The sequence below is a fragment of the Aneurinibacillus sp. Ricciae_BoGa-3 genome, from assembly GCF_028421645.1.
Taxonomy (GTDB): Bacteria; Bacillota; Bacilli; order Aneurinibacillales; family Aneurinibacillaceae; genus Aneurinibacillus_B.
In genome coordinates this window covers 4,388,674-4,412,315 of record NZ_CP116887.1, presented here as the reverse complement: position 1 = coordinate 4,412,315, position 23,642 = coordinate 4,388,674, and the positions used below count along the sequence as shown (strand labels likewise).

The window sequence follows — 23,642 nt, the reverse complement described above, 5'->3', positions numbered from 1 at the left end:
GTACTTAGCAGACAATTAGAGCTGGCGAAGCTCTTGTTTAATTTCTGTTTTTGATTTCGTTTTGTCATCAATTTTTTTAATGATGCGTGCCGGTGTACCTGCTACTACGACATTTTCCGGTACATCGTCAATAACCACAGCGCCTGCGGCGACAACTGACCCTTTACCAACTCGAACGCCTTCCAAAATTACCGCATTAGCGCCTACAACTACATCATCTTCAATAATAACCGGTGTAGCAGAAGGCGGTTCAATAACACCCGCAACAACCGCGCCTGCGCCGATGTGGCAGTTCTTACCGATTGTGCCGCGTCCGCCAACGACCGCATTCATATCGATCATGGTGCCTTCGCCAATCACAGCTCCAATGTTGATCATTGCACCCATCATGATAACGGCATTGTTTCCGATTTCTACCTGATCTCGGATGATGGCGCCTGGCTCAATGCGGGCCTGAATATTTTTTGCGTCAAGAAGAGGAATCGCAGAATTCCTACGGTCGCTTTCGACAACATAATCTTCAATTGAAGTTTTATTTTCTTCAAGCACCGGCTGAATTACTTTCCAATCCCCGAAAAGTACGCCAACATTTCCGGTTACAAATGCTTTTGTTGTGGGCCCAAAATTAACTCCCTCTAGGTTCCCTTTTATATGTACTTTCACCGGTGTTTTCTTTTCGCTTTTTTGAATGAATTCGATAATCTGATTGGCATCCATTAAATTCATCTTGTTTCTCCTTTCACTACGCTAAAGTATTTTGCATGCTTGCATTATAACATCCTGTGAACAAATGTTAAAAGCAGCTACGAATAAAACATTCATGCTTATGGGGAAGAGTATGCTATTTTGTTTTTAATCCATACTATTAGCAGCATAGTTTGGGAGGCGGTATTCATGAACAAGCCTTTTGATATTTCATTGGTGCACAGGCTGGCTGATCAGTTGGAAACGACAGCCCAGAGCCTGAAAAAAACGGTCAATTCCCCATCTGAAATGCAAACGCACATGGATAGGCTACACTCTATAGTCGGCAGCATGGAAACCTTAATAGGGCAGGCGCAAAAAGCGGGAGCCAATCCTGTTTCCAACAGAGGCGATATCCGCTAGGAAAGAATGAGGGGGGTGCGAAATTGCATCTGCCCTTTTTTTGTTTTGAGTAATCAGGTAAAATACATGGTAAATATTATAACCTTAAACATATTTATTTTATTTATTACGTTTGCAGATTGGAAGGGTGAGGACACATATGAAAACTTCGTCAGGGACCAGTGTAATAGTCCGGCTGGAAATGGAAGCACATAAGGTCAGTTTTGTAGATATTGCAACCGCCGTCAGCGATGCCGATGGCGACATTGTTGCAATTGATGTAATCGAAAGTTCTAATGAAATTACGGTTCGCGACTATACGATTAATACGAGACAGCAGAGTCAGACTGATGTCATCATAAAAAAAATCTCCGAAATACCCGGCGTAAAAGTGTTAACGGTATCAGACCGGACATTTCTCGTACATATTGGCGGTAAAATAGAAATGCAGGCAAAACGGCCAATCCAGAACCGGGATGACTTATCGCGTGTGTATACACCGGGGGTTGCGCAGGTGTGTGAAGCCATTGCAGCAGATGAAGAAAAGGCTTACAAATTGACGATTAAGCGTAACACAGTAGCCATTGTCAGCGATGGAACAGCTGTTTTGGGACTTGGCGACATTGGACCTTATGCCGCGATGCCTGTTATGGAAGGAAAAGCGATGCTGTTCAAGCAATTCGCAGGTGTCGACGCCTTTCCGATTTGCCTGGATACGAAAGACACGAATGAAATTATAGAAACGATCGTTAGAATGGCGCCTGGTTTTGGCGGGATTAACCTGGAAGATATCTCAGCTCCGCGCTGCTTTGAAATTGAAAAAGCGCTACGCGAGCGCCTTAACATTCCGGTTTTTCATGACGATCAGCACGGAACAGCCGTTGTTATTCTGGCTGGACTCCTAAACGCGCTTAAAATTATCGGCAAAAAAATTGAGGACTGTAAGATTGTGGTCACTGGCATGGGCGCTGCCGGGGTAGCCTGCACCAAAATTCTCTTAAGCGCAGGCGCAGGAAGCGTAATCGGAGTGGATAAGGATGGAATTTTATCCCGCTCGGAACATTATTCGAATCCTGTATGGACTGAAATTGCTTCCATTACAAACCCAGATAACATACGTGGCAGCCTTGAGGATGCCTTAGTTGACGCAGATGTGTTCATTGGTGTGTCCCGAGGCAACATTTTGTCGAGGGAGATGGTTAAATCGATGGCACAGGACCCGGTGGTGTTTGCCATGGCCAATCCACAACCGGAAATCGAGCCCGAAGAAGCAGTGGGCGTAGTGAGGGTGCTTGCGACCGGCCGATCTGATTACCCAAATCAAATTAATAATGTACTGTGTTTCCCAGGTATTTTCCGCGGGGCTTTTGACTGCCGGGCTACAGATGTAAATGAAGAAATGAAAGTGGCTGCCGCACACGCAATTGCTTCGATTATTACGGATGCGGAATTAAACGAGCAGTATATTATTCCGAGTGTATTTAACAGCCAGATTGTAGAGCGGGTTAGAGATGCTGTGGTTGAAGCGGCAATAAAAAGCGGTGTTGCACGTAAAGTGCCTCGCGAATACAGATAATTTGGCAACTATGAGATAGTGGTTTGAACTTTGTGATGAGGTTTGTGGATAGCTGTGTGAATTTTGTTCAGAGACCACGGTCACCATAAACCTCTCACTTTTACGGTTTTGGAAGGGGATTTTTATTTAAAAAATAATGCTTGCTTTGTAGATGGATTTCATGATATATTATTCATTGTCGCTGATGGAGCGGCTTGAAACTAGTAAACGTAATTTGCTCATAGATAGTTTTTTTATCAATTTGTTTCAAAAACAACTTAACAAAAAACTATTGACACTGCGTTTGCGAAATGATAAAATATAAAAGTTGCCGATTTATTCGCTAATGATAATTGAGGCGCTTGGATGTTCCTTGAAAACTGAACAGTGAAATGCCAAATGTGCGATCGACCCAGAATTCTATTCTGGATATAAAGTAAGACCAGCTCGTATATGAGCGAACAGCATCGAACCTTTTTGGAGAGTTTGATCCTGGCTCAGGACGAACGCTGGCGGCGTGCCTAATACATGCAAGTCGAGCGGACTTTGGAAAGCTTGCTTTTCAAAGTTAGCGGCGGACGGGTGAGTAACACGTGGGCAACCTGCCTGTAAGCCTGGGATAACTTCGGGAAACCGAAGCTAATACCGGATAGGATTCAGAACCGCATGGTTCTGGATGGAAAGTTTTCGAACACTTACAGATGGGCCCGCGGCGCATTAGCTAGTTGGTGGGGTAGTGGCCTACCAAGGCGACGATGCGTAGCCGACCTGAGAGGGTGATCGGCCACACTGGGACTGAGACACGGCCCAGACTCCTACGGGAGGCAGCAGTAGGGAATCTTCCGCAATGGACGAAAGTCTGACGGAGCAACGCCGCGTGAGCGATGAAGGTTTTCGGATCGTAAAGCTCTGTTGTCAGGGAAGAACCGCCGGGATGACCTCCCGGTCTGACGGTACCTGACGAGAAAGCCCCGGCTAACTACGTGCCAGCAGCCGCGGTAATACGTAGGGGGCAAGCGTTGTCCGGAATTATTGGGCGTAAAGCGCGCGCAGGCGGTTTCTTAAGTCAGGTGTGAAAGCCCACGGCTCAACCGTGGAGGGCCACCTGAAACTGGGAGGCTTGAGTGCAGAAGAGGAGAGTGGAATTCCACGTGTAGCGGTGAAATGCGTAGAGATGTGGAGGAACACCAGTGGCGAAGGCGACTCTCTGGTCTGTAACTGACGCTGAGGCGCGAAAGCGTGGGGAGCAAACAGGATTAGATACCCTGGTAGTCCACGCCGTAAACGATGAGTGCTAGGTGTTGGGGACTCCAATCCTCAGTGCCGCAGCTAACGCAATAAGCACTCCGCCTGGGGAGTACGGCCGCAAGGCTGAAACTCAAAGGAATTGACGGGGACCCGCACAAGCGGTGGAGCATGTGGTTTAATTCGAAGCAACGCGAAGAACCTTACCAGGGCTTGACATCCCGCTGACCCTTCTGGAGACAGAGGCTTCCTTCGGGACAGCGGTGACAGGTGGTGCATGGTTGTCGTCAGCTCGTGTCGTGAGATGTTGGGTTAAGTCCCGCAACGAGCGCAACCCTTGTCCTTAGTTGCCAGCATTCAGTTGGGCACTCTAGGGAGACTGCCGTCGACAAGACGGAGGAAGGTGGGGATGACGTCAAATCATCATGCCCCTTATGTCCTGGGCTACACACGTGCTACAATGGATGGTACAACGGGCTGCTAACTCGCGAGAGTATGCCAATCCCTAAAAACCATTCTCAGTTCGGATTGCAGGCTGCAACTCGCCTGCATGAAGCCGGAATCGCTAGTAATCGCGGATCAGCATGCCGCGGTGAATACGTTCCCGGGTCTTGTACACACCGCCCGTCACACCACGAGAGTTTGCAACACCCGAAGTCGGTGAGGTAACCGTAAGGAGCCAGCCGCCGAAGGTGGGGCAGATGATTGGGGTGAAGTCGTAACAAGGTATCCGTACCGGAAGGTGCGGATGGATCACCTCCTTTCTATGGAGAATCGGCACACTGGCACTTTCACTGTTCAGTTTTCCAGGAACTTCTTCTTGGAATTGAATACAAAATGAGATACACTAAGTATCTTGCTGTCTGGCAGTTATGGCGAAGGGGTCACACCTGTTCCCATCCCGAACACAGAAGTTAAGTCCTTCAGCGCCGATGGTACTTGGGCGGCAACGCCCTGGGAGAGTAGGACATTGCCAGGCCGGCAACCTAACGGTTGCTGTCACATTGCACTTTGAAAACTGAATCATGGAAGAAACAATGCGCAATAGGAAAATCCAATTGTAAAAACCTTTTAGGTGAAACCGGATTTCCATGAAAGAAAGCGGCATGAGAAACGAGAGGTTCAAGGCGCGGCAGGACCGAGCAGCGGAGCGTATGATTTTGATACGTGAGCAGCGCAGGGACAACGCAACGCAGAAGATCGACGTTGATCAGGACGCTTGATTGGAAACCAGAGGTTAAGCTATAAAGGGCACACGGTGGATGCCTAGGCGCCAGGAGCCGAAGAAGGACGTGGCGAACTGCGAAATGCTCCGGGGAGCTGTAAGCAAGTGTTAATCCGGAGATGTCCGAATGGGGAAACCCACGATTCGTAATGGGATCGTACTCCTGCCTGAATCCATAGGGCAGGTAGAGGCAGACCAGGGGAACTGAAACATCTAAGTACCCTGAGGAACAGAAAACAATAGTGATTCCGTAAGTAGCGGCGAGCGAACGCGGAGAAGCCCAAACCGGAAGGTTCGCCTTCCGGGGTTGTAGGGCGTCTCACATGGAGTTACAAAAGACGGTCATAGATGAAGCGGCCTGGAAAGGCCCGTCACAGAAGGTAACAACCCTGTAATCGAAATGGCCGTCTCTCCGAGACGTACCCTGAGTACCGCGAGACACGTGAAACCTCGTGGGAAGCTGGGAGGACCATCTCCCAAGGCTAAATACTACCTGGCGACCGATAGTGAACCAGTACCGTGAGGGAAAGGTGAAAAGCACCCCGGGAGGGGAGTGAAAGAGAACCTGAAACCGTGTGCCTACAACTAGTCGGAGCACATTAACTGTGTGACGGCGTGCCTTTTGTAGAATGAACCGGCGAGTTACGGTTGCGTGCGAGGTTAAGGTGAGAAGCCGGAGCCGCAGCGAAAGCGAGTCTGAACAGGGCGAGTGAGTACGCAGCCGTAGACCCGAAACCGTGTGATCTACCCATGTCCAGGGTGAAGGTGCGGTAACACGCACTGGAGGCCCGAACCCACGCACGTTGAAAAGTGCGGGGATGAGGTGTGGGTAGCGGAGAAATTCCAATCGAACTCGGAGATAGCTGGTTCTCCCCGAAATAGCTTTAGGGCTAGCCTCGGATTTACTGTACCGGAGGTAGAGCACTGATTGGATGCGGGCCCCTCGCGGGGTACCAAATTCAGTCAAACTCCGAATGCCGGCTACAGATATCCGGGAGTCAGACTGCGAGTGCTAAGATCCGTAGTCAAAAGGGAAACAGCCCAGACCACCAGCTAAGGTCCCTAAATCTTCACTAAGTGGGAAACGATGTGGAGTTGCCCAGACAACCAGGATGTTGGCTTAGAAGCAGCCACCATTTAAAGAGTGCGTAATAGCTCACTGGTCGAGTGACTCTGCGCGGAAAATGTAACGGGGCTAAGTGAAGTACCGAAGCTGTGGCTTGACACCGTAGGTGTCAGGGGTAGGGGAGCGTTCCTGCAGCGGTGAAGCTCGACCGGAAGGACGGGTGGAGCGGCAGGAAGTGAGAATGCCGGTGTAAGTAGCGAAAAGAAGGGTGAGAATCCCTTCCGCCGAAAGCCTAAGGGTTCCTGAGGAAGGCTCGTCCTCTCAGGGTTAGTCGGGACCTAAGCCGAGGCCGAAAGGCGTAGGCGATGGACAACAGGTGGAAATTCCTGTACTACCTCTACTTCATTTGAGCGATGGAGGGACGCAGGAGGGTAAGGCAAGCAGACTGCTGGTTATGTCTGTCCAAGCAATGAGGCGTGTGTATAGGCAAATCCGTACACTGTAACGCCGGGTTGTGATGGCGAGGGAAATTTAAGTACCGAAGTTCCTGATCTCACACTGCCAAGAAAAGCTTCTAGCGAGAAGTAAGGTACCCGTACCGCAAACCGACACAGGTAGGCGAGGAGAGAATCCTAAGGCGCGCGAGAAAACTCTTGCTAAGGAACTCGGCAAAATGACCCCGTAACTTCGGGAGAAGGGGTGCCCCGCTAGCGTGATAAGCGTGAGGGGGCCGCAGTGAAAAGGCCCAAGCGACTGTTTAGCAAAAACACAGGTCTCTGCGAAGCCGCAAGGCGAAGTATAGGGGCTGACGCCTGCCCGGTGCTGGAAGGTTAAGGGGAGCGGTTAGCGCGCAAGCGCGAAGCTGTGAACCGAAGCCCCAGTAAACGGCGGCCGTAACTATAACGGTCCTAAGGTAGCGAAATTCCTTGTCGGGTAAGTTCCGACCCGCACGAAAGGCGTAACGACTTGGGCACTGTCTCGGCAAGAGACTCGGTGAAATCATACTACCTGTGAAGATGCAGGTTACCCGCGACAAGACGGAAAGACCCCATGGAGCTTTACTGCAGCTTGATATTGAATGCTGGTATGATTTGTACAGGATAGGTGGGAGCCTTTGAACCCGGACCGCCAGGTTCGGTGGAGGCATCCTTGGGATACCACCCTGATTATGCCGGCCTTCTCACTCGCATCCCTTATCGGGATGGAGGACCGTGTCAGGTGGGCAGTTTGACTGGGGCGGTCGCCTCCTAAAGTGTAACGGAGGCGCCCAAAGGTTCCCTCAGAATGGTTGGAAATCATTCGCAGAGTGTAAAGGCACAAGGGAGCTTGACTGCGAGACCTACAAGTCGAGCAGGGACGAAAGTCGGGCTTAGTGATCCGGTGGTTCCGCATGGAAGGGCCATCGCTCAACGGATAAAAGCTACCCTGGGGATAACAGGCTTATCTCCCCCAAGAGTCCACATCGACGGGGAGGTTTGGCACCTCGATGTCGGCTCATCGCATCCTGGGGCTGAAGTAGGTCCCAAGGGTTGGGCTGTTCGCCCATTAAAGCGGTACGCGAGCTGGGTTCAGAACGTCGTGAGACAGTTCGGTCCCTATCTGTCGTGGGCGCAGGAAATTTGAGAGGAGCTGTCCTTAGTACGAGAGGACCGGGATGGACGCACCGCTGGTGCACCAGTTGTTCCGCCAGGAGCATCGCTGGGTAGCTATGTGCGGCCGGGATAAGCGCTGAAAGCATCTAAGCGTGAAGCCCCCCTCAAGATGAGATTTCCCACAGCATAAGCTGGTAAGACCCCTTATAGATGATGAGGTAGATAGGTTCGGGGTAGAAGTGCGGCAACGCATGGAGCTGACGGATACTAATCGGTCGAGGGCTTAACCCAATTTTTAAGGAATTCCTAACGCATCGTTCCTTCCAGTTCAGTTTTGAAGGTGTAAAATACAATGTAACAAGCCTCTACTTATTCAGTAAAGGCTTTTTTGCTGTGGATATGTGGATAACTCTGTGCATAACCAAACGCTTGTTCCTTGGCTGACATCTTCTTATTCCAAACACTTCGCTAATTTACAGAAAATACAGATTTTTTATCTCCGATAATAGTAGAGATTACTGATTAGTTTGCCGGACATAAATTTTCGTTGGATCACCGTTAAAAATATACCCGCTGGATAAATAACTCCAATTATACTTTTCATAGAACCCATCCAAATCTGTACATAAGTAGAGGTTTTTAAATCCTTTCTCAGTGGCCTGTTGAACAGCGTGTTCAAGCATCAGCGACCCTAATTTGTTTCCTCTTAATTCCGGAATTATGTATAAGCAAGCAAGCCACGGAAATAGATCCTGGCGGCTTATTAAATCATTTCTCAGCAATGCATAAGTTCCGATAATGGAGTTGTTTTGAACAGCTATATAGAATCGTGGTAAATCGCTGTCTGATTGACATGAATGTCTTATACAATCATGGTAAAACTCATAGTTTTTTGGATTTCCCCATTGCTCCCAGAATAGCTCAACAGCTTGATTAAATAGATCCAATTTTTGATTTAATTCGACTATCTCTATCATCCTATTCCCCTTTCTACGGTTCGCATTTTTCCTTCGTATCCAACTCCACCTCGCTGTTACTTGTAGCAGATAGGAAAGTATAGCTTTCCTATCCACATAAGCTTAGGCTGCGGACCTGTATCTGCAGTTGGCCTCGGCAAGGTTTTCTTTAGCTCATTCGGAGGACAATCTTGCCTGTGTTTTTATTCGCTTCCATATACTGGTGAGCTTCGTTCACATTTTCCCACTCATACACAGAATCAACAATCGGCTTAAGGCGTCCATCAGCAAACCGGTGAAGTGCAAATTCGCTGAACTTCTGTGTTAGCATGATTTTATCTTCGACAGACCTCGAACGGAGTGCTGTGCCAATTACCTGCAGACGGCGGGCAAGAAGCTGGCCAAGGTTGATACTATCGGCTTTAGCCCCTCCCATTGTGCCTATTACGATGAGCCTGCCGTCAACAGCGAGCGAAGAGATGTTCTGTTCTAAGTATGGGGCACCGATAAAATCGAGTATGATATTTACCCCTTTTCCATCGGTAGCCTCTTTAACTTTAGGGGCAAAGGGGCCCGCTTTATAATCGATAGCATGGCTTGCTCCCAGATCCATACAGGTGCGGCGTTTTTCCTCACTTCCTGCCGTTATTACGGAGCGCGCACCAGCCTCACGCACAAGCTGGATGGCAGCTGTGCCGACTCCGCTTGCACCCGCATGAATGAGAACATTATATCCCGCCTTAAGGCCACCAAGAACGAATAGATTTAGATAGGCAGTTAAGAACACTTCCGGAATGGCCGCAGCTTGTTCAAAGGAAAGGTTATCAGGAATTCTCATCGCCATATCAGCGGGAACAACCGCACGTTCAGCATACCCGCCACCAGGGAGCAGAGCAAAGACCCGGTCGCCTTCTTTCCATCCGTTCACATCTTTTCCAACGGACCGTACGGTTCCTGCCATTTCAAGCCCGATTATAGGGGAAGCACCCTGCGGTGGTGGATAGAGACCTCGTTTTTGCAGAAGGTCGGCTCTATTTAGTGCGGTCGCCTTAATATCAACAACTAAATCATTATCCCCGCCCTTAGGCTCGGGAGCATCACCGATATAGAGAGTCTGCGTCTGTTCATGAACAAGTACTGCTTTCATATTGTGTTGCCTCCTTTTTTCGTGTGATAAATTCGATGAATCTCACCTAATATGATATCGTATAGAGTGGATGTATACAAAGAAAGGACGAGAGTTATGAGCACATCACTCCATACCCTTAAAGTGGTCCCGCAAGAAGTTCTGCAAAATCGAATCCAGACGGTAAAAGAGCTTACAGGTGACGAACATAATAAATACAGCATCGTAAAGGACAACGAAACAGGAGAACATTATATACGCTATACATATCATCACCTGAACCTAATGGAGGGTGGTACTGAAGAAACCTTCGATCACCTTCTGCCGGTGGAATCGGATGAAGTAGTGGCTGTTGCGCTTGGAGAAGCATCTTATGAGTATCCAGACTCGTGGAACCGTAAATATCTGCAGGGAAGCCATGCTGAACCGTACCTATGGTTCGACCCATCAAGTTTACAGGAGAAGGAAGATGAGCAGAAGGGAGAAGCGTTTACATCGATGTTGACTGATTTTAAGAAATCAGGCCAATATGATGAAGACTCTATTAAAAACCTGCTTAACCGGATTGATCAATTGTGGAAAGATCAAGAATAAGAATATCTTTGGGAGTAAAAAAGAGAAGGGAACTTATGTCCCTTCTCTTTTGCTATTCAACGGATTATACTTCAGCTGTTTCAGCAGCAAGCTGGCGAAGTACAGTTTGCAGGATACCACCATTGCGGTAGTATTCAATATCCACAACACTGTCAAGGCGGACAACTGCATCGAAATCGAAAGAGGTGCCGTCTTCACGAGTAGCTGTTACTTTGATAGTTTGGCCAGGTTTGATATCGTTCGTAATGCCAAAGATATCGAATGTTTCAGTACCTGTAATGCCAAGTGTGTCAGCGCTTGTTCCTTCCGCAAATTGAAGTGGAAGTACACCCATACCTACAAGATTGCTGCGGTGAATGCGCTCGAAGCTCTCAGCAATAACCGCTTTTACGCCCAGGAGGAATGTACCTTTCGCTGCCCAGTCACGGGAACTTCCTGTACCGTATTCTTTACCTGCAATAACAACAAGCGGTGTGCCAGCATCTTGGTATTTCATAGAAGCATCATAGATTGGCATTACTTCACCTGTAGGCAGGTAAGTGGTTACGCCGCCTTCTGTACCAGGAGCCATTTTGTTGCGGATGCGGATGTTGGCAAAAGTACCGCGCATCATCACTTCATGGTTACCACGACGTGAACCGTAAGAGTTAAAGTCTTCTTTTGGAACATCATGGCTTTGCAGGTACAGGCCTGCGGGGCTGTCAGCTTTGATGTTACCAGCAGGAGAGATATGGTCGGTTGTTACAGAATCTCCAAGGAACGCCAATGCTTTTGCGCCGACAATTTCATGAATAGATCCAGGCTGAGCGCTTAAGCCGCTGAAGAATGGAGGCTGTTGAATGTATGTGGATTTATCATCCCATTCATACAGCTGCCCTTCAGGGAATTCGATTGAATTCCAGCGTGGATTTGCTGTGAATACATTGCCATATTCCTTCGCAAAGGATTCCGGACGGAGTGCTTTTGCGATGGTTTGTTTGATTTCTGCGTTCGTTGGCCAGATATCTTTCAGATAGACAGGCTGGTTGTTTTGGTCGTAACCGAGCGGCTCTGTTGTCAGGTCGATGTTTACTGTACCGGCAATGGCATAAGCCACAACAAGCGGTGGAGAAGCCAAGTAGTTTGCTTTTACTTGAGGATGGACGCGGCCTTCAAAGTTACGGTTACCGGAAAGAACAGAGGCAACCGTTAAATCATTTTCAGCAATGGCATTGCCCACTTCTTCAGGCAGCGGACCGCTGTTACCAATACATGTAGCGCAGCCGTAACCTGCTGTATAGAAGCCAAGTTTTTCAAGCGGTTCAATTAATGCAGCGTCCTGCAGGTATTGTGAAACCACGCGGGAACCTGGAGTTAAGCTTGTTTTCACGTATTCAGGTTTTACAAGACCTTTTTCCACGGCTTTTTTCGCCACAAGGCCTGCACCGAGCATAACGCTTGGATTGGAAGTGTTCGTACAGCTTGTAATAGCCGCGATCACAACGGCACCTGAAGTGAGTTCAGATGTTTTGCCATTCTTGTGGACAATTGGAACTTTCTTCTCGATTTCTTCGTCGCTTAAGCCGAAGCCGCCTTTATCAAGCGGAGTGCGAAGAGCATCGTTAAACGCTTCCTTCATGGAAGTAAGCTCGATGCGATCCTGAGGGCGTTTCGGACCAGCAAGAGTTGGCACAACCGAACCAAGATCAAGTTCAATTGTTTCAGAGAATACAGGATCCGGCGTATTATCTTCACGATATAGACCTTGTGCACGGTAGTAAGCTTCAACAAGTGCCACCTGCTCCTCGGAGCGGCCAGTAGCGCGAAGGAAGTGAAGCGTTTCGCTATCAACCGGGAAGAAGCCCATTGTTGCGCCATATTCAGGAGCCATATTGGCAACAGTCGCACGGTCTTCGAGCGTAATGGCAGAAAGGCCTGGGCCATAGAATTCAACGAATTTGCCTACTACTCCTTTTTTACGGAGAATGTTAACCACTGTTAAAGCAAGATCAGTAGCTGTAGCACCTTCAGCCAGGCTGCCTGTCAGTTTAAAGCCGACAACTTCCGGTGTTACGAAGTACAGAGGCTGTCCAAGCATACCGGCTTCTGCTTCAATACCGCCGACACCCCAGCCTACAACGCCGAGGCCGTTAATCATCGTAGTATGGGAGTCTGTACCAACCAGGGAATCCGGGAATACTTCAACCACGCCGTCAACTTCGCGGGTAGCGGCTACAGAAGCGAGGTATTCAAGGTTTACCTGGTGAACGATACCCGTTGCAGGAGGAACTGCGCGGAAATTGTTGAATGCAGTTTGAGCCCAGCGGAGGAAACGATAGCGTTCCTGGTTGCGCTTAAATTCAAGTGTCATGTTATTTTCAAGAGCGTTCGGGTTGCCGAAATCATCAACCATTACAGAGTGGTCAATAACGAGATCAACCGGTACGAGCGGGTTAATGCGCTCAGGGTTGCCGCCCATTTCTTTCATAGCAAGGCGCATAGCTGCGAGGTCAACAACGGCAGGGACGCCTGTGAAGTCCTGCAGAACAATGCGAGAAGGTGTGAAAGGAACTTCCTGATTTGCATCGCGGCCTTCTGTCCAGGTTGCAAGCTGTTTTACATGATCTTCTGTGATTGCCACTCCGTCAAACTGGCGGACAGCAGCTTCCAGAAGCACTTTAATAGAGAAAGGCAGTTTAGACACAGAACCTAACCCTTTATCTTCAAGTCCTTGCAGAGAGTAGTATGCGTAAGATTTGTCGCCAACTTTAAGGGTTTGGCGAACGTTGTAGGCATCTTTTTTAGCCAAGTTAATTCCTCCCCGTACGTTTAGGATAGTTTCATACAATGAAACCCGGTTTCTCTTACCGATACTATTATACTTCCTTTTGTACGGAACGTTCAATAGTCTTTTTAAACTTTTTTGAGTGTTATGAAGCCGGTTTACTGTATTGATTAAAGTGATGTATAATGTGACAATAATGCAACGTGGTTTCAACAAGCGAAACGCAACGGAAGAACAGGGAGTGAGTATATGCCTGAGGGTAAAAGTACGGTGCGGGCAGCCGACCGGGCTCTCGATATTTTGCTTTGTTTTATAGAAGAAAAAGAATTAACGTTAACGGAGATATCCCATCGGGTAGGATTGAATAAAAGTACGGTTTACCGGCTGCTGGCTTCTTTGGAAGGGAGAGGGTTTCTGGCACGTCACCAGGATACGGAAAAATACCGCCTCGGCTTTCGCATCTGGGAGTTGTCTGCGAATTTGATTCAGGAGGATGACCCAGCTACCATCCTGTTGCCTGAAATGATCCGTCTGCGCGACCAAATCGAAGAAACCATCAGCCTGTATGTCAGAAGCGGCAATGACAGGGTGCGCGTGCAAGCAGTGGAAAGTACCCAGACCATCCGCAGGGTGGCGCCGATCGGGGTCCGCCTTCCTTTATACGTTGGGGCTTCGAGCAAAGTGTTAGTCGCGTATGCGGATAACGAAACAGTAGACAGCATTCTGTCGGATCCCGACTGGCCTGAATCCATCGAACGCACAGCTTACCTTCAACAGCTCGAGGAAATCCGCCATAAAGGGTACGCCATTAGTGTGGGTGAAAGGGAGGAAGGCGCAGCAGCTGTGTCTGTCCCGCTTTTTAACAGGCGGGGGCAGCTTGTGGCGGCACTATCGGTGTCCGGCCCTTCGAACCGCTTTACCATGGAACAGATGGAAGAAATCGCGCCCCGGGTAATAGAGGCAGGCAAGCGATTAGGCAAGATGCTAAAATAAATGAAAACAATCCATTTTGTAGTAAGTGAGGAAATAAGCATGACAGAATATAAGCTCAACCTGACAGACTTTCAACTTGCCATCTTACTTGATACGGTTAAAGGGTTCGTGGACAATAAAAAGCTGATTCATGTGCCAGTTGGCGGAGGCGGCGTGGCAGGGCTTCCGTTAACACAGGATGCGCTCGAATGGATGCTTGATGCTTATGAGAAGGCCGGCCTGGAAGAGCCAGCGGCCTATACGGTGATGGTTGAGGAAACGCAGCAAGGCCCGGCAAGCATTACGATCGATTTTGCTCAAGCATCCAACGCCTATGCATACAAAGCGAATCTAGCGGAATTTGATGAACAATAGCTACAAAGGAAGGCATGAGAAAACATCGTGGGCCATGCAACTCTCTCCTTTCCCCTCATAGAAGTTTTTACGGCCGCTTTGTGAAACGACGGGCGGACCGGCATTAGGGAATCTTGGCTAGCGGCAAGCGTAAGCGCAGGCAGCAGCCTAAGTTGCACTTATGCCGAAAGGTAAAATGGATACACCTTTCGGCCTGGAGGAAAGAAAGGTGCGGACATGAGCCTCGCGATGTTTTCCATGGGTGTTTCGGGACCGGAGGTCCCATTTAAAAAATCGCTCAAGGCACATCAACACGTTAAAGTAAAATATACTTTCCTATAAGATAACAAAAAGGCAGATCCGTTAAATTGGATCTGCCTCTATAATTTAGTCATAACCAGTCCGAGCAGCGCGGCAAAAATACCAAACACCTGATATATTTTTAGTCTTTCATTAAAAAGATAAAGGCCTGCCAGCATCACAATTAAACAATTCAAACTGACAACGGGAAATACAATGCTGGCTATTCCCGTTGTCAGTGCAAAATAATAGCAGCTGAAGCCAATAACGCTTAAGAGCCCCACAGTCGCGCCCGTTGCTACTTCCTGAACGTTTACTTTTTCTCTTCCAAGCCAGGCGCTGAGATAAGCGCAGCCTCCCCCGTACATGGATACAAGGACATCCAGTGAGTGGATGTGCAAATAAGAAGACCCCTTCATCAATATACCCAGCAGACCAAATGAAACGATCGCCAGCGCTACCCGGACAATCCAGGGTGCGTAGTTTGTGTCTGTGCCTTTATGCGGGCTGTACTGGATAATCACTGCAGAACCGAGCATACAGACGATGCCAATCCAATGAAGGAGCGGTATTGATTCATGAAATATCACACCTGCGGCCAGAACCGGAAAAATCGCGTTGGCTGCCACAAGAGGCGAGGTTAAACTGGCGGGGCCTTTCTCGAAAGCCCTGGCCATTTGAATGTTGCCGTTTGCATTTAAGATCCCAATTGTGATGCCCATAATTACTGAGAGAATGGATGGGCGAAAAGAATGGGTGCTTGTCCCATAGCTCATGGTGATGATAAACGCTGCAAGGTAAAAGAAGAACTGAATGTTTACTTTAGATAAATGCCGGGTCGTGCTCCATTTGAATATGGAATTATTTGTGCCAAAACAAATGGCAGTTGCAACTGCTGCCATAAGCCACATAGTTGTCATCCTTCTTTTATGTAGAGAATAAAACTGCGCATAACTAGAATAAACCCTCGCATGAAGCAGTGCAAGCCCTACCTAGAATTCGCTGATTCATCCTGCTAAAGTGTTAAGCCGCAAATAAATGCTATGGAGATAGTGAATGAGCTTTTTACAATCTTCCTTATCGTCTGTCTCTAACAAAATCCGACTGATACACTTAGATTCGACAATTAATTTATCAATATCCGTGCATTTGTTTATAAAAGTCTCATCTGTCATCCTGTTTGCTCCTTCAGATCGCTCTTTCTAGGAATGTGATCAGGTATGTATACCTATCTATAATTCTAGCATTAACACTGTAACCATGCAATTAATACTTTAAAGTCGTGGAAATATAAAACATAAGACCTATTATTTTGGATGAAACACGGACAAGGGACACAATTTGACAACTCCAGGTGCAATTGGACTGCCGCAATTAATGATGGCAGGAAAACTGCCTATTGACGAACGGGGTGGTTCTGGCTGATAATTATAAAAAATGAAACAGAATAACTTCTTATCAAGAGCAGGCTGAGGGACTGGCCCGATGAAGCCCGGCAACCGGCGGTGATTCCGCACGGTGCCAATTCCAGCAGGGAAGGTTTTTCCTGGGAGATAAGACTAGCTTGATCTTACCTCAACATGTAGAGACCTTTCCATTGGAAAGGTCTTTTTGCGTTTATGATAATCCATCGAATTGGTAAGGGGCATCAGGGCCCGGAAAGGAAATGAAGCAGATGAGCGAAACCGCAGCATATACGAGAGTAACCATACAGGAGAGGCTAAAGGAAAAAATCCTTGTGATGGATGGGGCGATGGGAACCATGCTCCAGCAGGCTAACTTAACCGCTGAAGACTTCGGCGGAGAGCAGTACGAAGGCTGTAACGAGATTTTAAACCTTACGCGTCCGGACGTCATTCGCAGTATTCACGAGGCGTATCTGGAAGCGGGCGCGGATATTATTGAAACGAATACTTTTGGTGCGACCGCGGTTGTACTGGCTGAATATAACCTGGAGGCTAAGGCATCGGAGATAAACAGGAAAGCGGCCAGCCTGGCAAGGGAGGCTGCAGAGGCTTATTCTACGGATAGCTGGCCAAGGTATGTTGCCGGAGCGATGGGTCCTACAACAAAAACGCTTTCTGTTACCGGCGGGGTGTCATTTGACGAACTTGTGCAGAACTACTACGAACAGGCCATAGGGCTTATCGAGGGTGGCGCTGATGTGCTCCTTCTTGAAACATCCCAGGATACACTTAACGTGAAGGCTGGCGGCATCGGTATCCGCAGGGCGTTTGAGACGACAGGGAAAACCATCCCGCTTATGATCTCGGGTACGATTGAACCAATGGGCACCACGCTTGCGGGACAGAATATCGAAGCATTCTACCTCTCGCTGGAACACCTTTCTCCGGTGGCCATCGGGCTCAACTGTGCAACCGGTCCTGAGTTTATGCGTGACCATATCCGCACGCTGTCTGGATTGGCATCTTGTTCGGTATCCTGTTATCCCAACGCCGGCCTTCCGGATGAGGATGGGCATTATCATGAGTCACCGCAGGGCCTGGCCGCAAAGTTGGCAGGCTTTGCTGAGAAGGGGTGGCTGAACATAGCAGGTGGATGCTGCGGAACGACTCCGGAGCACATTCGCGCAATTGCCGAGGCGATGAGGGACATCACTCCGCGGCAAGCTGAGCAAAGAGAGGGGCACGCGGTATCCGGAATTGAGCCTGTATATCTGGAGAAAGATAACCGGCCTCTTATGGTCGGAGAAAGAACGAATGTTATTGGCTCGAAGAAATTCCGAACGCTTATTGCGGAAGGCAAATATGAAGAGGCCTCTGAGATCGCCCGGGCCCAGGTTAAGCGGGGCGCTCATGTGATCGATATATGCCTGGCCGACCCTGACCGCGACGAGCGGGGTGACATGGAGGAATTTCTTCAATTTGTAACCAAAAAGGTGAAAGTGCCGATCATGATTGATTCAACCGATAGTTCAGTCATCGAAATGGCGCTGACGTATTCACAGGGCAAAGCGATTATCAATTCTATCAACCTAGAAGATGGCGAGAAGCGCTTTGAAGAAGTAACGCCACTCATCAGGCAATTTGGCGGGGCGGTAGTGGTTGGCACAATTGACGAAGAGGGAATGGCTGTAACCGCGGAGCGCAAGCTTGAGGTTGCCAGGCGTTCCTATGATCTGCTAACGGGTAAATACGGACTTAAGCCGAGCGACATTATTTTCGACCCGCTTGTCTTCCCAGTTGGAACAGGGGACGAAGCTTACATTGGATCGGCAAAAGAAACGGTAGAGGGGATCCGGCTCATTAAGCAGGAACTGCCCGAATGCCAGACCATACTTGGCATTAGTAACGTTTCGTTTGGCCTGCCTGCAGCGGGACGCGAAGTGCTGAACGCCGTTTTTCTCTACCATTGTACAAAAGCCGGCCTCGATTACGCCATTGTAAATACCGAGAAGCTGGAGCGCTATGCGTTAATTCCGGATGAGGAAAAAATGCAAGCAGAAAGCCTTATTTTTGATACGAACGATCAAAATCTTGCGGAGTTTACGGCTTTTTACCGTGAAAAGAAAGTGGAAACGAAAGAGGCCGATTTGTTAAATCTGACGTTAGAGGAGAGACTTGCGCATTACATTGTAGAGGGTACAAAGCAAGGGCTTATTCCCGATTTAGAGAAGGCACTGGAAAAATATGCGCCGCTCGATGTTATTAACGGGCCGTTAATGGATGGGATGAGTGAGGTAGGCCGCCTGTTCAATGACAATCAATTGATCGTGGCCGAAGTGCTGCAGAGTGCGGAAGTAATGAAGGCGTCCGTGGCTTATCTGGAAACATTTATGGAGAAAACGGAAAGTGCTACAAAGGGTAAGATCATGCTCGCTACCGTTAAAGGCGATGTACATGATATTGGCAAGAATCTAGTGGAGATTATCCTCTCTAATAACGGATACAAGATTATTAACCTTGGTATAAAAGTACCGCCTGAACAGATTATTCAGGCCTACCGTGAACAAAAGCCTGACATGATCGGACTGTCCGGCCTTCTTGTAAAATCGGCGCAGCAGATGGTTACGACCGCACAGGACTTACAGGCGGCAGGCATTGATGTGCCGATACTCGTAGGCGGAGCGGCCCTGACGCGTAAGTTTACGGAAAACCGCATCACTCCAGAATACAACGGCCTGGTCCTTTATTCGAAAGACGCGATGGATGGATTGGAGCTGGCGAATAAAGTAAGCAATCCGCAGGAAAAGGAAAAGCTTGTGCAACAGCTGCTGGAAGTGCGCAATCGGAGGTTAACAGATCAGGATGCAGAATGTACGGCAACACCTGCAGCGCAGCTGAAGCCTGTCCGATCAGCGGTCAGCACCAATGGGCCAGTGATTTTGCCGCCTGACTTGCACCGCCATATCTTTACTGATTATCCGCTGGCTTATCTGCAGCCTTACCTGAATCTGCGGATGCTTCTTGGAAAGCATCTAGGAATTCGCGGGAACGTCGATAGACTGCTCGCAGATGGCGATCCGAAAACGGTAGAACTTAAGGAACTGGTAGATGAGTTGCTCGAAGAGGCTAAAACGACCGGGCTGATTCAGGCGAACGGTATGTACCGCTTCTTCCCAGCGCAGTCGAAGGGAAATGATATTTTCATCTATGATCCGGCCGATCCCAGCAAGGTACTTAAAACCTTTACCTTCCCGCGTCAGAAGGAGGATCCGCATCTGTGCCTGGCCGACTTCGTTAAACCGGTGGAGAGCGGACAGATGGATTATGTAGCGTTTCTTGTTGTAACAGCAGGCCATGGGATTCGCGACCGGGCGGAAGAACTCAAAAATAAAGGCGAATACTTGCGTTCCCATGTGCTTCAGGCGCTTGCGCTGGAACTGGCAGAATCTTATGCAGAGAGGATTCACCACATTATCCGGGACGCATGGGGATTCCCGGATCCGGCGGAGATGACGATGCTGGAACGTTTTGGAGCCCGCTATCAGGGGATCCGCGTTTCGTTTGGCTATCCTGCCTGCCCGGATCTTGAGGATCAAAAGCTGCTCTTTGATTTAATGAATCCAGAAGAAATTGGAGTTGAGCTGACAGAAGGATGCATGATGGAACCGGAAGCTTCCGTTTCTGCGATGGTATTCTCTCATCCGGAAGCCCGCTACTTCAATGCGGAGCAATAAAAGGAGGGAAAAGAATTGAAAAAAGAAAAACTTACATCTTATCTCTCCAACCATTTGCTGATTGGGGACGGAGCCATGGCAACCTGGCTGTACGGTCAGGGCATTCCGGTGGGCGTGTCTTATGAAGAACTCAATCTGTCCAACCCGAAATTGATCGCTTCTGTCCACAGAAGTTACTATAAAGCAGGGGCCCGGTTTATTCAGACCAACTCATTCGGTGCCCACCGCGACTCGCTGTCCCGCTATGGATTTGAAAACAGTGTGTCTGCTATAAACCGGGCAGCCGTTCGAATTGCCAGGGAGGCTGCTGGGGATGACGCCTATATAGCGGGTGGCATTGGATCGATCAATGCAGGCCGGGTTAGAGACAACAAAATGAAGGGATACCGTGAACAATTTGAGGAGCAGGCAACGGCTCTCCTCTCTGCTGAACCGGATGCTATTCTGTTGGAAACTTTCCTTGACTTAGATGAATTGCTGCTGGCTGTCGATGTCATCCGTCCGCTATCGGATATTCCAATCGCAGCGCAAATCGCATCAATTGATGTGGGAAGAACCCGTGACGGTTACACCATAAGCCAGGCGTTTCGCGCGTTGAAAGAGGCGGGGGTTGATATTGTAGGCCTGAACTGCCGAATGGGACCAGCTGAAATCCTGCGTTCGATAGAGCAGGTTGTTGTGCCGGAGGAAACGCCGCTTTCCGTTTTTCCGAACGCAGGGCGACTTGGCCTCTCCGATGGGGAGTATGCCTACAAATCTATCCCGCAATATTTTGCTGACAGCGCGCTGAAGTTTCGCGAACAGGGGGCACGCTTAATTGGCGGGTGCTGCGGTACGACCCCGGAACATATTCGGGCCATGGCGGATGCGCTGGAAGGCCTTGCTCCAGTTTCCCGGATTAATCCTAAAGAGATAATAGAGGAAAATGTGCCCGTCAGACTGGCTATTTCGGAGCGTGAACCGGTGAAACGCGGCATTGTTGAAAAGGTTGCTGAGCGCCATACAATTATAGTCGAGTTCGACCCGCCAAAGGATCTGGATGTCGAACAATTTGTTCAAGGAACGCAAGCTCTATATGATGCCGGAGCTGATGCTGTGACACTGGCAGACAATTCGCTGGCTACCACAAGGATGAGCAATATGGCTTTAGGCTCGATTATTAAAAACAAAGTGGGTGTTGAACCCCTTCTGCATATTGCCTGCCGAGATCGAAACCTGATTGGCCAACAATCCCATCTCATGGGTCTTCATGCCCTGGGGATTCATCAGGTACTGGTCATTACCGGTGACCCGGCGCGCTTTGGTGATCTTCCGGGAGCAAGTTCTGTGTTCGATGTTTCGTCCTTTGATTTAATCCGCATGGTTAAGCAATTAAACGATGGTATCACGTTCTCAGGAAAACCGCTGAAACAGCGGGCGAACTTTGTAGTGGGGGCCGCTTTCAACCCGCATGTCCGCCAGTTTGATGCAGCCATCCGCCGTCTCGAGAAGAAGGTAGACGCCGGCGCGGATTTCATCATGACACAGCCGGTATATGACAGGGAAACGATTGAGCGGATCTACCAAGGTACCCGTCATATTGATGTCCCGATTTTTATGGGGGTTATGCCGCTAACGAGCGTTCGCAACGCCGAATTTCTGCATAATGAGGTACCTGGCATTAAGCTGTCTGATGCTGCTCTTGAGCGCATGCGCAGGGCGGGCAGCGGACCGGCAGCACGCAGTGAAGGGGTCGACATTGCGCGTGAACTCCTGGATATCGTAATGGAATACTTTAAAGGCATCTATCTGATCACGCCTTTTACGAACTACGGGATGACAGCTGAGCTCACCCGATATGTCCATAAGCAATCCAGCGTTCCCACACCGGTGAAAACATCGGCCATATAAGATGAGAAAAACATCGTGGGCCATGCCGCTCTCTCCTTTCCCCTCATAGAAGTTTTTACGGCCGCTTTGTGGAACGGCGGCGGACCGGCATTAGCAAAGCTTGGTCAGCAACAAGCGGAGCGCTGGCGATGACATTATACGGACATGTACCTCACGATGTTTTCCTAGGGTATATATAAACTGCATATCAACATAGAGAAAGGGACCCTTCGGTCCCAGTAAAAAATAACTTTAATTAATAAAACGAAATATACTTTCTAATGTATGAAAACAAAAGCCTGAGCACGTTGCGGAATAAACGGGGTGCTGCAGGCTTTTTCTGTCTACAGTTTCGTCTGAGCTAATTCATGCCAATAATCACAAAGCGTAAGCATTCCTTTGTCGAAATTTTCCAGGTGGAAATGTTCGTTTGGTGCGTGGAAATTCTCGCCAGGAAGGCTAAAACCCATCAACACGACTGGCAGGTTAAGCAGGCGGCCGAAGGCTTCCACAATCGGGATCGATCCGCCCATTCTAGTTAAAGCAGGTGTGATTTCGTATGCATGTTCATAGGCGCGCATAGCCGCCTGAATCACTGGATGGTCTTTCGGAGTAAGAAATGGCCGCCCTGTATCCATCTTTGTTATCGTGATGTCTACCCCTGGCGGCGTAAGTTTGCGGACATGGTTTTCAATCAGTTGCTGGATTTTTACTGGATCCTGATCGCCTACCAGCCGGCAGGATAGTTTTGCATGTGCTTCTGATGGCAGAACAGTTTTTGTTCCTTCCCCTTGGAATCCGCCATACATCCCGTTAATTTCAAGCGTGGGGCGGGTCCACGTGCGTTCCAGGAAGGAGTATCCTGCTTCCCCATACAGTTCTTTTACGTGTAACTCTTCTTTCACTTTATCTTCATCATATTGCAGGGAGCGGATGGATTCCCTTTCTTCAGCTGTTAATTCAGGCACGTTATCATAGAAGCCCTCGACTGCAACACGCCCACTTTTATCATGAAAGGAAGCCACGATAGAGGCGAGAGCATGCAGCGGGTTTTGCACACCGCCGCCATATAGGCCGGAATGAAGATCACCTGCGGCTCCTTTTACATCAATCTCCATGGCGCACAATCCGCGAAGCCCATAGCAGATGGCTGGTTTGCCTTTCTCGAGCATGGGTGTGTCTGAAATTACCAGTACATCAGCACTTAGAAGCTCCTTGTTTTGTTCAACGAATGGTTCAAGGTTGGGACTGCCTACCTCTTCTTCGCCTTCTATTAAGAATTTTACATTGATTGGAAGCTTTCCTTCTGTCGCAAGCAGGGCCTGAATGGCTTTTATATGCATGAATACCTGGCCTTTATCATCGCTTGAACCTCGGGCGTATATCTTTCCATCCCGGATGTCCGGCTCAAAAGGAGGGGTCTGCCACAGGTTAAGCGGGTCTACAGGCTGCACATCATAATGCCCGTATACGAGTGCGGTCGGCGCGCCTTCCGCATGTATCCAGTCCGCATAAACAATGGGGTTTCCTTCGGTCTGCATAAGGTTTACATGCTCTAACCCGGCTTCGGTTAACGACTCCTTCAGCCATTCGGCAGCGGTTTGAATATCTTTCTTATGGGCAGTAAGCGCACTTATGCTTTCAATTTTTAGGAACGCTTTCATCTCTTCTAGATGCCTGTTCCGGCTTTGTTCAAGGTATGAACGATAATTACTTGCCACCTGAGTATCCCGCCTTTTCTGTATGGTATATATCATTCTCTACGGTTAAGCATAGTACAACAGGTAGAAATTTTCAA

The 23,642-nt window shown here is 48.8% G+C and carries 13 protein-coding genes, 3 rRNA genes and 1 riboswitch; of the genes, 10 read left to right on the top strand and 6 right to left on the bottom strand.

What is annotated here, in order from left to right; all coding sequences use genetic code 11:
* Positions 1-15 precede the first annotated feature (15 nt).
* On the bottom strand, positions 16-726 hold the full coding sequence (gene dapD / locus PP175_RS22505; protein ID WP_272440450.1) for a 2,3,4,5-tetrahydropyridine-2,6-dicarboxylate N-acetyltransferase: 711 nt from the start codon (positions 724-726) through the stop codon (positions 16-18).
* A gap of 168 nt (positions 727-894) precedes the next feature.
* Between dapD and PP175_RS22500 the strand changes: the two genes are divergently transcribed.
* The 5 genes from PP175_RS22500 to PP175_RS22480 all read left to right on the top strand — a co-directional run bounded on the left by PP175_RS22500 (position 895) and on the right by PP175_RS22480 (position 8,060).
* The gene (locus tag PP175_RS22500; RefSeq protein ID WP_272440449.1) at positions 895-1,107 is read left to right on the top strand and encodes a hypothetical protein; all 213 of its coding nucleotides are present in this window, start codon (positions 895-897) and stop codon (positions 1,105-1,107) included.
* A gap of 139 nt (positions 1,108-1,246) precedes the next feature.
* The gene (locus PP175_RS22495) at positions 1,247-2,662 is read left to right on the top strand and encodes an NAD-dependent malic enzyme (RefSeq protein ID WP_272440448.1); all 1,416 of its coding nucleotides are present in this window, start codon (positions 1,247-1,249) and stop codon (positions 2,660-2,662) included.
* Between the two features lie 453 nt (positions 2,663-3,115).
* Positions 3,116-4,650 (top strand): 16S ribosomal RNA (locus tag PP175_RS22490).
* Positions 4,651-4,748: 98 nt separating this feature from the next.
* Positions 4,749-4,865 (top strand): 5S ribosomal RNA (rrf, locus tag PP175_RS22485).
* 256 nt (positions 4,866-5,121) lie between these two features.
* Positions 5,122-8,060, top strand: a 23S ribosomal RNA gene (locus PP175_RS22480).
* The 16S, 23S and 5S rRNA genes sit together here, the layout of an rRNA operon.
* 224 nt (positions 8,061-8,284) lie before the next feature.
* Here the strand turns inward: PP175_RS22480 and PP175_RS22475 are convergent.
* Together PP175_RS22475 and PP175_RS22470 are read right to left on the bottom strand one after the other, a co-directional pair.
* Entirely contained in the window at positions 8,285-8,746 is a 462-nt protein-coding gene (locus PP175_RS22475) for a GNAT family N-acetyltransferase (RefSeq protein ID WP_272440447.1), read from the bottom strand.
* Positions 8,747-8,894: 148 nt separating this feature from the next.
* Entirely contained in the window at positions 8,895-9,872 is a 978-nt protein-coding gene (locus PP175_RS22470; RefSeq protein WP_272440446.1) for an NAD(P)H-quinone oxidoreductase, read from the bottom strand.
* Positions 9,873-9,968: 96 nt separating this feature from the next.
* On the opposite strand from PP175_RS22470, the gene PP175_RS22465 reads away from it, so the two are divergent.
* Entirely contained in the window at positions 9,969-10,445 is a 477-nt protein-coding gene (locus tag PP175_RS22465) for a hypothetical protein (protein ID WP_272440445.1), read from the top strand.
* 64 nt (positions 10,446-10,509) lie between these two features.
* Here the strand turns inward: PP175_RS22465 and acnA are convergent, their stop codons facing one another.
* Positions 10,510-13,233 (bottom strand): aconitate hydratase AcnA, encoded by a 2,724-nt coding sequence (acnA, locus tag PP175_RS22460; RefSeq protein WP_272440444.1) that lies wholly within the window; start codon positions 13,231-13,233, stop codon positions 10,510-10,512.
* 225 nt (positions 13,234-13,458) lie between these two features.
* Here acnA and PP175_RS22455 point away from each other — a divergent pair, with 225 nt between their 5' ends.
* Together PP175_RS22455 and PP175_RS22450 are read left to right on the top strand one after the other, a co-directional pair.
* The gene (locus tag PP175_RS22455) at positions 13,459-14,202 is read left to right on the top strand and encodes an IclR family transcriptional regulator (RefSeq protein ID WP_272440443.1); all 744 of its coding nucleotides are present in this window, start codon (positions 13,459-13,461) and stop codon (positions 14,200-14,202) included.
* Positions 14,203-14,556, top strand: coding sequence for a hypothetical protein (locus tag PP175_RS22450; protein ID WP_272440442.1), 354 nt, complete (start codon positions 14,203-14,205; stop codon positions 14,554-14,556). It abuts the gene before it with no gap.
* Between the two features lie 359 nt (positions 14,557-14,915).
* Here PP175_RS22450 and PP175_RS22445 read toward each other — a convergent pair whose 3' ends face one another.
* Positions 14,916-15,746 carry a DMT family transporter gene (locus PP175_RS22445; RefSeq protein ID WP_272440441.1) on the bottom strand — a complete coding sequence of 277 codons (831 nt, stop codon included), beginning with the start codon at positions 15,744-15,746 and terminating at the stop codon, positions 14,916-14,918.
* A 541-nt stretch (positions 15,747-16,287) separates the two neighbouring features.
* Positions 16,288-16,395, top strand: a riboswitch (SAM riboswitch).
* Positions 16,396-16,510: 115 nt separating this feature from the next.
* Here PP175_RS22445 and metH point away from each other — a divergent pair.
* Both metH and PP175_RS22435 read left to right on the top strand, forming a co-directional pair.
* Positions 16,511-19,975, top strand: a complete 3,465-nt coding sequence (metH, locus tag PP175_RS22440; RefSeq protein WP_272440440.1) for a methionine synthase — start codon at positions 16,511-16,513, stop codon at positions 19,973-19,975.
* A 75-nt stretch (positions 19,976-20,050) separates the two neighbouring features.
* Positions 20,051-21,865, top strand: coding sequence for a bifunctional homocysteine S-methyltransferase/methylenetetrahydrofolate reductase (locus PP175_RS22435; RefSeq protein WP_442870493.1), 1,815 nt, complete (start codon positions 20,051-20,053; stop codon positions 21,863-21,865).
* Between the two features lie 323 nt (positions 21,866-22,188).
* Here PP175_RS22435 and PP175_RS22430 read toward each other — a convergent pair whose 3' ends face one another.
* Positions 22,189-23,565, bottom strand: a complete 1,377-nt coding sequence (locus PP175_RS22430; RefSeq protein WP_272440438.1) for a dipeptidase — start codon at positions 23,563-23,565, stop codon at positions 22,189-22,191.
* Between the last annotated feature and the right edge of the window lie 77 nt (positions 23,566-23,642).

Coding starts and splice junctions, on each gene's coding strand:
- dapD (WP_272440450.1), bottom strand. CDS start 726: ATGAATTTAATGGATGCCAATCAGATTATCGAATTCATTCAAAAAAGC.
- PP175_RS22435 (WP_442870493.1), top strand. CDS start 20,051: ATGGCAACCTGGCTGTACGGTCAGGGCATTCCGGTGGGCGTGTCTTAT.
- metH (WP_272440440.1), top strand. CDS start 16,511: ATGAGCGAAACCGCAGCATATACGAGAGTAACCATACAGGAGAGGCTA.
- PP175_RS22465 (WP_272440445.1), top strand. CDS start 9,969: ATGAGCACATCACTCCATACCCTTAAAGTGGTCCCGCAAGAAGTTCTG.
- PP175_RS22500 (WP_272440449.1), top strand. CDS start 895: ATGAACAAGCCTTTTGATATTTCATTGGTGCACAGGCTGGCTGATCAG.
- PP175_RS22445 (WP_272440441.1), bottom strand. CDS start 15,746: ATGTGGCTTATGGCAGCAGTTGCAACTGCCATTTGTTTTGGCACAAAT.
- PP175_RS22455 (WP_272440443.1), top strand. CDS start 13,459: ATGCCTGAGGGTAAAAGTACGGTGCGGGCAGCCGACCGGGCTCTCGAT.
- PP175_RS22470 (WP_272440446.1), bottom strand. CDS start 9,872: ATGAAAGCAGTACTTGTTCATGAACAGACGCAGACTCTCTATATCGGT.
- PP175_RS22475 (WP_272440447.1), bottom strand. CDS start 8,746: ATGATAGAGATAGTCGAATTAAATCAAAAATTGGATCTATTTAATCAA.
- PP175_RS22450 (WP_272440442.1), top strand. CDS start 14,203: ATGAAAACAATCCATTTTGTAGTAAGTGAGGAAATAAGCATGACAGAA.
- PP175_RS22495 (WP_272440448.1), top strand. CDS start 1,247: ATGAAAACTTCGTCAGGGACCAGTGTAATAGTCCGGCTGGAAATGGAA.